Here is a 12,041-nt window from a genome sequence, read left to right as displayed (position 1 = left end):
GTCCGGCTACGGCCGGTCGAGCCGCAGCCGCTCCGCGCGCGGCAGCTTCGCCACCACCAGGTCGTAGCTGTCCTCGATCAGTTCACGCAGCTTCGCGTCCGGCAGACCGGACACCGTCACGGTGTTCCAGTGCCGCTTGTTCATGTGCCACCCCGGCGCCACGGCCTCGTACTCCTCCCGGAGCCGCACCGCGTCGTCGGGGTCGCACTTGAGGTTCACCGTCAGCGGCCGCGCGTCGAGCGTGCTCAGCGCGAACATCTTGCCGAGCACCTTGAAGACGGACGCCTCCGGACCGAACGGGAACTCCTCGACGCTCTCGTTGAACTCCAGGCAGAACGCCCTCAGCTGCTGCGGTGTCATCCCGTCGCCTCCTCCTCCTCGGGAGCCACCGGCTCCACCAGTACCGTGACGATCTTGTTCCGCCGGCCCGCCGGGGACTCCGCGGTGAGCCGCAGCCGTCGTCCGTCGGGCAGGTGCACCTCCGAGGTGGCGCCCGCGATCGGGACCCGGCCGAGCGCCTTCGCGAGCAGCCCGCCGACGGTCTCCACGTCCTCGTCGTCGTACTCGTCGAGGCCGAACAGCTCGCCGAGGTCGCCGATGTCCAGCCGGGCGGTCACCCGGAAGCAGCCGTTCTCCAGCTCCTGGACCGGCGGCAGCTCGCGGTCGTACTCGTCGGTGATCTCGCCGACGATCTCCTCCAGGATGTCCTCGATGGTGACGATCCCGGCCGTACCGCCGTACTCGTCGATCACGACGGCGACGTGGCTGCGGTCCTGCTGCATCTCCCGGAGCAGGTCACCGGCGTTCTTCGTGTCGGGCACGAAGGCCGCCGGGCGCATCGCCGTGGAGACCAGGTCGGCCTCGGACTCCCGGTTGATGTGCGTCTTGCGGACCAGGTCCTTGAGGTAGACGATCCCGACGATGTCGTCCTCGTTCTCCCCGGTGACGGGGATCCGCGAGAAACCCGAACGCAGCGCCAGGGTCAGCGCCTGCCGGATCGTCTTGTAGCGCTCGATGCAGACCAGGTCGGTGCGGGGCACCATCACCTCGCGCACGAGCGTGTCGCCGAGCTCGAAGACGGAGTGCACCATGCGGCGCTCCTCGTCCTCGATCAGCGACTCCTGCTCGGCGAGGTCGACCATCGCGCGCAGCTCCGCCTCGCTGGCGAACGGGCCCTTGCGGAACCCCTTCCCCGGGGTCAGCGCGTTGCCGATGAGGATCAGCAGCTGCGGGACCGGCCCCATGACCCGGGCCAGCGGAAGCAGGACGTACGCCGCCGCGGTGGCCGTGTTCAGCGGGTGCTGGCGGCCGATGGTGCGCGGCGAGACCCCGATGGCGACGTACGAGACGAGGACCATCGCCCCCATGGCGACGGCCAGCGCCTCCCAGGTCTCCGGGAACTCCTTCAGGCAGGCGTACGTGACCAGCACCCCGGCCGACATCTCACAGGCGACCCGCACCAGCAGGGCGACGTTGAGATAACGCGTCGGATCGGCCGCGACCTGTTCCAGCTTGTCGCTGCCGCGCCGTCCCGAACGGACCGCCTCGGCGGCCCGGAAGCTCGACGTCCGCGCGATACCCGCCTCGGCGCAGGCCGCCAGCCAGCCGACGACGATCAGCAGGACGACCCCGAGGACGAGAGGCAGGCTCACGAGACGGTGGGTGCGGGGGACGGGCCGGTGAGCCCGCGCTCGCCGCGCCAGCCGTCCACGATCGCCGCCTGGAGGCCGAACATCTCGGCCTTCTCGTCGGGCTCCTCGTGGTCGTAGCCGAGCAGGTGCAGTACTCCGTGGACGGTGAGGAGCTGGAGCTCCTCGTCCATCGAGTGCCGCGTCTCGGCGTCCTCGCCCTGCTGCTTGGCGACCTCCGGGCAGAGCACGATGTCACCGAGGAGCCCCTGCGGGGGCTCCTCGTCGTCCTTGGCCGGCGGACGCAGCTCGTCCATCGGGAAGGACATGACATCCGTCGGGCCCGGCAGGTCCATCCACTGGATGTGGAGCTGCTCCATGGCGGCGGAGTCCACCACGATCACCGAGAGCTCGGAGAGCGGGTGGATCCTCATCCGCGCGAGCGCGTAGCGGGCGATGTCGAGGACCGCCTGCTCGTCGACCTCGGTTCCGGACTCGTTGTTGACGTCGATCGACATGGTGCGCTGCTACTGCTTCCCGTTGCGGCGGCCCCGGCCCTTTCCGGCCGGGCCGTCCTGGTCGCCCTGGTTGTCGTACTTCTCGTACGCGTCGACGATACGGCCGACGAGCTTGTGCCGGACGACATCCTGGGAGGTGAGCCGGGAGAAGTGCACGTCGTCGATGCCCTCCAGGATGTCCTGGACCTGACGCAGACCGCTCTTGGTGCCGTTCGGCAGGTCGACCTGGGTGACGTCTCCGGTGACGACGATCTTCGAGTCGAAGCCGAGCCGGGTCAGGAACATCTTCATCTGCTCGGCGCTGGTGTTCTGCGCCTCGTCCAGGATGATGAACGCGTCATTCAGGGTCCGGCCCCTCATGTACGCCAGCGGCGCGACCTCGATCGTGCCGGCCGCCATCAGCCGGGGGATCGAGTCCGGGTCGAGCATGTCGTGCAGCGCGTCGTAGAGCGGGCGCAGATACGGGTCGATCTTGTCGAAGAGCGTGCCGGGCAGGAAGCCGAGCCGCTCACCGGCCTCGACCGCGGGGCGGGTCAGGATGATCCGGCTGACCTGCTTGGACTGCAGGGCCTGGACCGCCTTGGCCATGGCGAGGTAGGTCTTGCCGGTACCGGCGGGGCCGATGCCGAAGACGATCGTGTGCTTGTCGATCGCGTCGACGTACCGCTTCTGGTTCAGCGTCTTGGGGCGGATCGTGCGGCCCCGGCTGGAGAGGATGTTCTGCGTGAGCACCTCGGCCGGGGTCTCCGTGCCGTCGGCCTGCCCGGTGCCGGCGGCCCTGAGCATCGCGATCGAACGTTCCACGGCGTCCTCCGTCATCGGCTGACCGGTGCGGAGCACCAGCACCATCTCGTCGAACAGGCGCTGGATCAGGGCGATGTCCGCCGCGCCGCCCGTCGCAGTTATGTCGTTGCCCCGGACATGGATGTCGGCCGCCGGGAACGCCGCTTCGATCACGCGCAGCAGCGAGTCGCCCGATCCCAGGAGCATCACCATGGGGTGTGCGGCCGGAATGCTGATGTGGGCACGCGCCTGCGGCTGTGTGGGTGTCTGAGTCATGGGCCGGCCCTCGGGCCTGCGCATACCTCCCGTTGCAGGGTTCTCGCTGCTCGAAAACCTCAGGTGTACCAAGCCTACGACTCCGTACTGACAACGCCGAGAGGTTTTCACCGGCGGAAGAACGGCTGCCGGGTCACGGCCGGAATCCGATCGTGGGGACGGCCCGGCGCAGCGGCCAGGGGCGGGCCGCCGCCGGGATCAGATCCTCAAGAAAGGCGTACCGCTGGAGCGCGGCCGGGTGCTGGTCACTGACGGTACGGATCCGCTGCCACCAGGCGGCGATCTCGGCCCATCCCGGGGCGGAGAGCGAGCCGCCGAACTCCTGGACCGAGAGGGCCGCGGTGAGGCCGGCGAAGGCGAGGCGGTCGGCAAGCGGCCAGCTGGCGAGGGTGCCGGTGACGAAACCGGCCACGAAGACGTCGCCCGCGCCGGTCGGATCCAGGGCCTCGACCGCGATCGCGGGGACCTCCGCGGTGGTCCCGGTGGCCGCGTCGACCGCGTACGCGCCCTCGGCGCCGAGGGTGACGACGGCGAGCGGGACCCGTTCGGCGAGGGCGTGGGCGGCGGCTCGGGGGCAGTCGGTGCGGGTGTAGCGCATGGCCTCCTCGGCGTTGGGGAGGAAGGCCTGGCAGTGCTCCAGGTCGGTCAGGCCGTCCAGGTCCCAGCAGCCGGTCTCGTCCCAGCCGACATCGGCGAAGACCACGGCGCCCCGGCGGGCCGCCGTGGCCACCCAGGGTTCGCTGCGGCCGGGGGCGAGCGAGGCGATGGCGGCCCTGGCCGGGGGCGGGCACCAGGGGGAGGCGGGAGCGACGCCGGGGGCGAACGCGGGCGGGGGCGGGGCCTCGTGGCCGTGCGACACCATGGTCCGCTCGCCCTCGTACGCCATCGAGACGGTCACCGGGGAGTGCCAGCCCCGGACGGTGTGCGACAGGGACAGGTCGATGCCCTCGCCCTGTTCGAGGGCGTCCCAGCAGTACTCGCCGTAGTGGTCGTCGCCGAACGCGGCGGCGAGCGAGGTGTGGAGGCCCAGGCGGGCGAGCGCGGTGGCCATGTTGGCGACGCCGCCGGGGCTGGATCCCATGCCCCGGGCCCAGGACTCGGTGCCGCGCACCGGGGCGCTGTCCAGGCCGGTGAAGATGATGTCGAGGAAGACCGTGCCGGTGAGGAAGACATCGCAGCCGGGGTCCTGCGGTGCGCGCAGTCCGTGCAGCGGGTCGATCTCTGGAATGTCAGCGCTCACCTTGCACTCCCCGGTCGTGGCGGTTGCGGCCAGTGTGCCCGATTCCCGGCTGTCGGCGCGGAGTCCGCGCCGACAGGCCCCGGCCGGCCGGGGCGGGGGTGCGGTGCGTCGGGGCGGAGCCTGCGACAGGGCCGGGACGCGTCAGTGGCGGGTCCGGAACGCCCCCGGGGCGGGACTGCACGCATAGAGGCTGACCTGCATAAACATGCGCTAGTACCCGCATAGAAACACGGCAAACGCATATGTGACCTAGATCACAGTGGGGTGACTTTCGGCCGGGCCGGAGCACTTGATACAAATTGGCCCGCGACCACCGTTGGGGATATGCCCGACGAGTGTGCCGAATCCCCGCATTCTCAGTGTTTCTCGCAGGTCTCGCAGGTCTCTCCTTTTTCGCATTTCTCGCCTTGCCCCCCTCTGCCTTCCCGCCTCCTCTGGCATGTCTTCAGGAACGCCCATGTCCTCGCGCCCTCGCGCCGCGTGGCCTCTGGTCGCCGTGTTCACCGCCGGTTACCTCGCCGCCTATCTCCTCCCCACCATCGTGGGACGCCTCTCCGTCCACCTGGGCCTCACCACGGCCCAGGCCGGTCTGGTCGGCAGCGCCCTGCTGCTGAGTTCGGCCTCGGCCGGCTTCTGTCTGGCGGGCCGCGTCGAGACGTACGGGCCGCGGCGACCGGCACGGCTCGGCCTGGCGCTCGCCGTGCTGGGGTACGGCTGCGCGGCGCTCGCGGGTTCCGTGCCGCTGGTGGTCCTGGGCGCCGTGGTCGGCGGATTCGGGTCCGGGACGGCGACCGCCGTGGCCGCGTCGGGCATCGCCGCCCAGCGCGATCCGCACCGCACCTCGTCCCTGGGGCTGCTGAGCGTCTCGGCGACCGCGGGCGCCCTGTATCTGACGATCCCGCACCTGGGCGGCGGCCACCGGCTGCCGTTCGCCTCGATCGCGCTGGTCGCGCTGCTCGTCTGGCCGGCCACCTCCCGGCTCGGCGGCCCGGTCCCGGCCGGACCCGCCGCCCCCGCGTCGGGACGGCTGCCGCACCGCCGCTCGGGCCTGGTGCTGGCGGGCGGCATGCTCGTCTGGTCCATGGCGCAGAACGCGCTGTGGGGGGTCAGCAGCCGCATCGGCGTGGACCAGGTCGGGCTCTCCGAAGTCACCATCGGCGCGGTGTTCGCCGCCGCGCTGGGCGCCGGTCTGCTCGGCGTGATGGGCGCCGGTGTGCTGGGGGCCCGGCTCGGGCGGGCGGTACCGATCGGTCTGGGCACCGTGATCATCGCGGGGAGCATCGTGCTCAGCTCGTCGGCCGGAAGCCTCGGCTCGTTCGCGAGCGGCGAGATCCTCTGGAACACCGTCTACCCGGTGGTCCTGTCCTATCTGATCGGTCTCGCCGCCTCCCTGGACGTGCGCGGCCGCTGGGCGGTGCTCGCCGGCTCGGCCTCGTCGGTCGGCGTGGCCTGCGGTCCGGTGCTCGGAAGCGTGCTGTCCGAGGGGGCGGGCTTCCAGGTCATGGGGCTCGTCCTGGGCGCCGTGACGCTGCTGGTCGCGGTCCCGGTGACGGCGGTGGCCCTGCACACCGGTGGCCGTCCGCTGGTGCCCGGTTCGGTGCGCCGCAGGGGTGGCGCACCGGCCGCCCTGCTCGCGGTCACCACCGGCGCGGTACCCGGCGCCGTACCGAAGCTGGGTGCGCCCGAGCAGGCCGTCACGGAGATAAGCCTGCCCGCGCTGCGCCGCAGGCGCCTGGGCAGGAGTGCGTTCCGGACGGCCGGCCCGTCGGGCGGCGGTCAGTCGAACGCGTACGCCTCGACCTCGGACAGATAGCGCGCCCTGCGCTCCTCGTCGTGGTCGAGGAAGGCCGCCTCGAAGGAGTTGCGGGCCAGGGTGCGCAGCTGTTCGCGCTCCAGTCCGAGCGCCTCGTGGACGGCGTGGAAGGTGTCTCCGACGTATCCGCCGAAGTAGGCCGGGTCGTCGGAGTTCACCGTGCAGAGCAGCCCGGCGTCCATCATGGCCCGCAGCGGGTGCTCCTCCAGGGTGTCGATGGCCCGCAGCCGTACGTTGGACAGCGGGCACAGGGTGAGCGGCACCCGGTCGGCGACCAGCCGCTTCACGAGCTCCGGGTCCTCCATGCAGCGCAGCCCGTGGTCGATGCGCTCCACACCGAGCACGTCGAGCGCCTCGGTGATGTACGCGGGCGGGCCCTCCTCGCCCGCGTGGGCGACCTTGCGCAGGCCGAGCGCTTCGGCCGCGGCGTACACCTCGCGGAACTTGGCGGGCGGGTGGCCGACCTCGGCGGAGTCCAGGCCGACGGCGCTGATCCGGTGCAGGTGCGGTTTCGCGGCCTCCAGCGTCTCCAGCGCCGAATCGGCGGACTGGTCGCGCAGGAAGCACATGATCAGCTGGGTCGAGATGCCGTGCTTCTCCTCGCTGCGCTCCAGCGCCCGGCCGAGTCCCTCGACGACGGTGCCGATCGGCACACCCCGGGCGGTGTGTGCCTGCGGGTCGAAGAAGATCTCCGCGTGGCGCACGCCCTGGGCGGCGGCGCGGCCGAGGTAGGCGTCGGCGAGTTCGGTGAAGTCGTCCTCGGTCCGCAACACCGCCATCAGCGCGTAGTAGAGGTTGAGGAAGCTCTGGAGATCGTCGAAGAGATAGGCGGTGCGCAGCTCCTCGGTGTCCGCGTAGGGCAGCTTCACGCCGTTGCGGGCGGCGAGTGCGAAGGCCAGCTCGGGTTCGAGGGTTCCTTCGATGTGGAGGTGGAGTTCTGCTTTCGGGAGATGCACGGGTTTCTCACTTACGCGGGGAGGTGCTGTGGCGTACTCGGGGTGCGGCTCGGTGCCGGGACCCTCGTGTTCAAGGGTGACGGATCGGTACCGGACCTTCGCGTTCAAGGGTGACGGATCGGTACCAGGGCCCTCGTACTCAGGGGTGACGGCTCGGTACCGGAACCCTCGTCAGGTCCTGGGCGACGGTCAGTCCGCCCTCGAACCCGGCCGTCCTGGCCTGGGTCCCGAAGGCCTCCGGGTCCGGATAGCGCTGCGAGAAGTGCGTGAGCACGAGGTGCCGTACGCCCGCGTCCCGCGCGACCCGGGCCGCCTGTCCGGCGGTCAGATGGCCGTGGTCCTCGGCCAGTTTCTCGTCCTCGTCGAGGAAGGTCGACTCGATGACCAGCATGTCGCAGCCCTCGGCGAGCGCGTACACACCGTCGCAGAGCCGCGTGTCCATGATGAACGCGAACCGCTGTCCGCGCCTGTGCTCGGAGACGTCGTCGAGGGTGACACCGCCGAGGGCGCCTTCGCGCAGGATCCGGCCGACGGCCGGTCCCGCGATGCCGTGCGCGGCGAGTTTCGCGGGCAGCATGCGCCGCCCGTCGGGCTCGGCCAGCCGGTAGCCGTACGACTCGACGGGGTGCGAGAGCTTGTGGCTGCTGAGGGTGTACGTGCCCGTGGTGGCCAGCGGTCCGTCGGCGGCGACCGGGGCCTCGGTCAGCTCGACGGATTCGCGGTAGGCGGTGGCGTACCGCAGGCGTTCGAAGAAGTGCTGTCCGCTCGCCGGGTAGTGCGCGGTGACGGGGTGCGGGACCTGGTCGAGGTTGATCCGCTGAATCACCCCGGCCAGGCCGAGCGAGTGGTCGCCGTGGAAGTGCGTGACGCAGATCCGGTTGATGTCGTGCGCGGCGACCCCGGCCCGCAGCATCTGGCGCTGGGTGCCCTCCCCCGGGTCGAAGAGGATGCCCTCGCCGTCCCAGCGCAGCAGGTAGCCGTTGTGGTTGCGGTGCCGGGTCGGGACCTGGCTGGCAGTGCCGAGGACGACGAGTTCACGTGCGGACACGGTGCGGTGACCGTCTAGCCGGGAGGCCACTGGAGACCGCGGCCGCCCAGGACGTGGGCGTGCGCGTGGAAGACGGTCTGGCCGGCTCCGGCGCCGGTGTTGAACACGACCCGGTACCCGGTCTCGTCGAGCTTCTCGTCGGCGGCGACCTGTCCGGTCTCGCGCAGGACGTCGGCGAGGACCTGCGGCTCGGCGGCGGCCAGGGACGCGGCGTCGGGGTGGTGGACGCGGGGGATGACCAGGACGTGGGTGGGTGCCTGGGGGTTGATGTCGCGGAAGGCGACCGTGGTGTCGGTCTCCCGGACGATCGCGGCCGGGATCTCACCCGAGACGATCTTGCAGAACAGGCAGTCGGGCTGCGGTTCTCCTGCCATGGGGTGTGCTCCTCTGTCTCGGTGGTCCGTTACGGGGCAGCCTAGCGGGGCAGCCGGCCCCGCCGGCGTTCGAGGCACAGGGTCCGGGTGCGGCGGGGGCACCGCCACGGACCCCCGCTCCTCGAACGCCGACGGGGCTCGGAACTCACTCGGGCAGCGCCGGTGCCGTCTTCGCCGGGGTGAGGGTCAGCGACTCCAGTGCGATCCGGATCGCCTCGTCCAGCTGCGGGTCCCGGCCCGCCGCGTGGTCCTGCGGGGTCATGACGACCTCGACGTCGGGATCGACTCCGTGGTTCTCGACGCCCCAGCCGTATCCCTCCAGCCAGAAGGCGTACTTGGGCTGGGTGACCAGCGTGCCGTCGACGAGCCGGTACCGGCTGTCGATGCCGATCACGCCGCCCCAGGTGCGTACGCCGACCACGGGGCCGATGTCCAGCGCCTTGATCGCCGCGTTCACGATGTCGCCGTCCGAGCCGGAGAACTCGTTCGCCACGGCCACCACGGGTCCGCGCGGCGCGTCGCCCGGGTAGCTGGTGGGCCGCATGCCGCGGGGCAGGTCCCAGCCGACGATGCGGCGGGCCAGCTTCTCCACCACCAGCTGCGAGGTGTGGCCGCCGCGGTTCTCCCGTACGTCCACCACCAGTCCCTCGCGGGCGACCTCGGTGCGCAGGTCGCGGTGGATCTGCGCCCAGCCCGAGCCGACCATGTCGGGGACGTGGAGGTAGCCGAGGCGCCCGCCGGACCGCTCGTGCACGTACGCACGCCGGCCGGCGACCCACGCGTGGTAGCGCAGCGCCTCCTCGTCGGCGATCGGCACGACGACGACATGGCGCGGGTCGCCGCCGTCGACCGGCGAGACGGTCAGCTCGACGGCCTTGCCGGCCGAGCCGGTGAGCAGCGGTGCGGGGCCGGTGAGGGGGTCGACGGGGTGTCCGTCGACGGCCACGATCGCGTCGCCGGCACGGACCGCGACGCCGGGGGCGGCGAGCGGGGCGCGGGCGGCGGGGTCGGAGGTCTCGGACGGCAGGATGCGGTCGATGCGCCAGTTCCCGTCGTCCGCGCGCGAGAGGTCGGCGCCGAGCAGGCCCTGACGCCAGGAGTCGTCGCGCCAGCCGGCGGAGGGGGTCACATAGGCGTGCGAGGTGCCGAGTTCGCCCTGGACCTCCCACAGGAGATCCATGAGGTCGTCGTGGGTGGCGACGCGCTCCAGGACGGGCCGGTAGCGGTCCAGGACGCCGTCCCAGTCGATGCCGCCCATGTCGGGGCGCCAGAAGTTGTCCCGCATGATGCGCCCGGCCTCGTCGTACATCTGACGCCATTCGGCGGCCGGGTCGAGGGTGCGGCGGATGCGGGAGAGGTCGACGGTGATGTTGTTGTCGTCACTGTCGTCGTCGGAGCTCCCGGACACCCGGCTGTCGGACGGGACGATCCGCAGCTTGCCGTGGCTGAGCAGGGCGAGGCGCTTGCCGTCGCCGCTGACCGCGAACCGGCTGATGTCGGAGGCCAGTTCCTCGCAGCGCAGCTTCTCCAGGTCGTACCGTTCCAGGACGGTTTCGAGGCGGTGGGCGTCGGGGGTGGGGGCGCTCGTGCCGAGGACCCCGGTCACCGGGTGGCGCAGCCACAGCAGGCCGTCCTTCGCGGCCCTGAGCGAGGAGTAGCTGGCGGCCTCGACGGGCAGCGGCACGATCCGGTCGGCGAGGCCGTCCAGGTCGATGCGGGTGACGGGGAGCGCGGTGGGGTTGTCCTCGCCGTCGCCGCCCTTCTCCTTCTCGGTCGGGCGGCCGTGGAGCTGGGGCCCGAACGGGGAAGGAGTGGTCGCGGCGAGCGTCAGCAGGTGCGGCCGGCAGGTGCCGATGAACGCCAGGTCGAAGACGTGCGAGTCGTAGATCGGGTCGAACGCGCGCTCGGAGAGGAAGGCCAGGTGCTTTCCGTCTGCGGTGAAGGCCGGCGCGAAGTCCCGGAAGCGCAGCGGGGTCGCCTCGGAGACCGACAGATCGGCCAGGTGCGCGAGCTTGAGCTGGCTCAGCGGCTCGGGACCGGGATGCGACCAGGCGAGCCAGGCGGAGTCGGGCGAGAAGGCGAGCCCGGAGGCGTCGCCGTGCTCGCTGCGGTCCACCTCGTGGACCTCGCCGCTCTCCCGTTCGACGATCAGGACGCGCCCGTCGTGGGCGGCGACGGCGAACCGGCTGCCGTCGGGAGCGGGGACCAGGCTCAGGACCCGGCCGATCCGGCCCGCGGCGAGGCGGCGCGGTACGGCGCCGGGTCCGGTACCGGTGGCGGGCGCGCACTCCAGCGCGTCGTCGCCCTCGGCGTCGGTAACCCAGACGACGTGCTGGTCCCCGTCGGCCTGGAAGGTGTGGGGCAGCCTGGCCCGTACGCCGGGTTCGACGGCGAGCGCGCGGGCCGGGCCCTCACGGTGGGTGACCCAGTGGACCGCGCCGCGGGACCCGACGGCGCTGCCCCGGCCGGTGCGGTCGGGGGAGGCGGTGATCAGCTGGCTGCCGGCGTGCACGGGGTGCGGCTGGAGGTCGGCGCGCTGGCCGCCGAGCCGGATGTCGAGGCGGCGGGGGCTGTCGCTCTCCAGGCTGTCCAGGAGCCGGAGTTCACCGGCGGAGGCGTAGGCGACACGGGTGCCGTCGGTGGTGGCGTGCCGGGCGTAGAAGCCGTCGGTCGCGGTGTGCCGGCGCAGGCCGGTGCCGTCGGGGAGGGAGGAGTAGAGCGCGCCGACGCCTTCGTGGTCGGAGAGGAAGGCGATCCGGTCACCGACCCACAGGGGGCACTCGATGTTGCCGTCGAGCTCCTCGTGGACGCGTACGAACTCCGCCGGGTCCCCCTCGGCCGCGATCCAGAGCTTGCCCGCCGTACCGCCCCGGTAGCGCTTCCAGGTGGCGGCCTCGCGCCCCATGGTGGCCGAAAGCAGCAGGACGCGTCCGCCGGGTCCGTACGCGAGGGAGCCGACCGGTCCGTACGGGAGGGTCCGCGCGGGCCCGCCGTCGACCGGGACGGCCCTGGCCCAGGAGCGCCGGAGGGAGACCTGGCCCTGGGTGCTGGTGACCAGCACGTCGCCGTCGGGGGTCCAGCCGCGCACGGTGGTCCGCGCGTCGCCCCAGTGGGTCAGCCGCCGGGAGGGGCCGCCGTCGACAGGGGCGAGGTGCACCTCGGGTGCGCCGTCCCGGGTGGACGTCCAGGCGACGAGGGTGCCGTCGGGAGATATCCGCGGCTGGGTGACGGGGCGGTTGTCGGCGCTGACACGCCAGGCTCGGCCACCGTCGAGCGGCGCGAGCCAGACATCGTCCTCGGCGGTGAAGGCGATCGAGTCGCCCTGGACATGGGGGTACCGGAGGTAGGAAGGCTGTGTCACAACGATCAGCCTAGGCCGCTGCCGTGCCTGGTGGAACGGGGTTG

10 protein-coding genes are annotated in these 12,041 nt (G+C 71.9%); 1 reads left to right on the top strand and 9 read right to left on the bottom strand.

The window, feature by feature from the left end:
• Positions 1–6: 6 nt before the first annotated feature.
• The 5 genes from ACZ4LX_RS16640 to ACZ4LX_RS16620 form a co-directional block, all read right to left on the bottom strand.
• On the bottom strand, positions 7–360 hold the full coding sequence (locus ACZ4LX_RS16640) for an MmcQ/YjbR family DNA-binding protein (RefSeq protein WP_467642148.1): 354 nt from the start codon (positions 358–360) through the stop codon (positions 7–9).
• Complete coding sequence (locus ACZ4LX_RS16635) at positions 357–1,652, bottom strand: hemolysin family protein (RefSeq protein ID WP_467642150.1); 1,296 nt, start codon at positions 1,650–1,652, stop codon at positions 357–359. The genes ACZ4LX_RS16640 and ACZ4LX_RS16635 overlap by 4 nt, the downstream gene beginning before the upstream one ends.
• Positions 1,649–2,146, bottom strand: coding sequence for an rRNA maturation RNase YbeY (ybeY, locus tag ACZ4LX_RS16630; RefSeq protein WP_467642152.1), 498 nt, complete (start codon positions 2,144–2,146; stop codon positions 1,649–1,651). Before ybeY ends, ACZ4LX_RS16635 begins: the two co-directional genes overlap by 4 nt.
• A gap of 9 nt (positions 2,147–2,155) precedes the next feature.
• Positions 2,156–3,205, bottom strand: a complete 1,050-nt coding sequence (locus ACZ4LX_RS16625) for a PhoH family protein (RefSeq protein WP_467642154.1) — start codon at positions 3,203–3,205, stop codon at positions 2,156–2,158.
• A gap of 133 nt (positions 3,206–3,338) precedes the next feature.
• The gene (locus ACZ4LX_RS16620) at positions 3,339–4,445 is read right to left on the bottom strand and encodes a carbohydrate kinase family protein (protein ID WP_467642156.1); all 1,107 of its coding nucleotides are present in this window, start codon (positions 4,443–4,445) and stop codon (positions 3,339–3,341) included.
• A gap of 457 nt (positions 4,446–4,902) precedes the next feature.
• On the opposite strand from ACZ4LX_RS16620, the gene ACZ4LX_RS16615 reads away from it, so the two are divergent.
• On the top strand, positions 4,903–6,258 hold the full coding sequence (locus ACZ4LX_RS16615; protein WP_467642158.1) for an MFS transporter: 1,356 nt from the start codon (positions 4,903–4,905) through the stop codon (positions 6,256–6,258).
• On the opposite strand, the gene ACZ4LX_RS16610 is transcribed toward ACZ4LX_RS16615, so the two are convergent.
• From ACZ4LX_RS16610 to ACZ4LX_RS16595, 4 genes are all read right to left on the bottom strand, one after another.
• A complete protein-coding gene (locus tag ACZ4LX_RS16610) occupies positions 6,222–7,214 on the bottom strand; it encodes an adenosine deaminase (protein ID WP_467642160.1) in 993 nt (330 codons plus the stop codon). The two genes, ACZ4LX_RS16615 and ACZ4LX_RS16610, sit on opposite strands and share 37 nt — an antisense overlap.
• Positions 7,215–7,353: 139 nt before the next feature.
• Positions 7,354–8,262, bottom strand: coding sequence for a ribonuclease Z (locus ACZ4LX_RS16605; protein WP_467642162.1), 909 nt, complete (start codon positions 8,260–8,262; stop codon positions 7,354–7,356).
• A 14-nt stretch (positions 8,263–8,276) separates the two neighbouring features.
• Positions 8,277–8,636, bottom strand: coding sequence for a histidine triad nucleotide-binding protein (locus ACZ4LX_RS16600; protein ID WP_467642164.1), 360 nt, complete (start codon positions 8,634–8,636; stop codon positions 8,277–8,279).
• A gap of 145 nt (positions 8,637–8,781) precedes the next feature.
• Positions 8,782–11,997, bottom strand: coding sequence for a S41 family peptidase (locus ACZ4LX_RS16595; RefSeq protein ID WP_467642166.1), 3,216 nt, complete (start codon positions 11,995–11,997; stop codon positions 8,782–8,784).
• Positions 11,998–12,041: the final 44 nt, after the last annotated feature.

The sequence above is a fragment of the Streptomyces sp. NPDC026062 genome, from assembly GCF_055568375.1.
The sequence above is the reverse complement of the archived record's forward strand: the minus strand, read 5'-3'. Positions and strand labels throughout refer to the sequence as shown.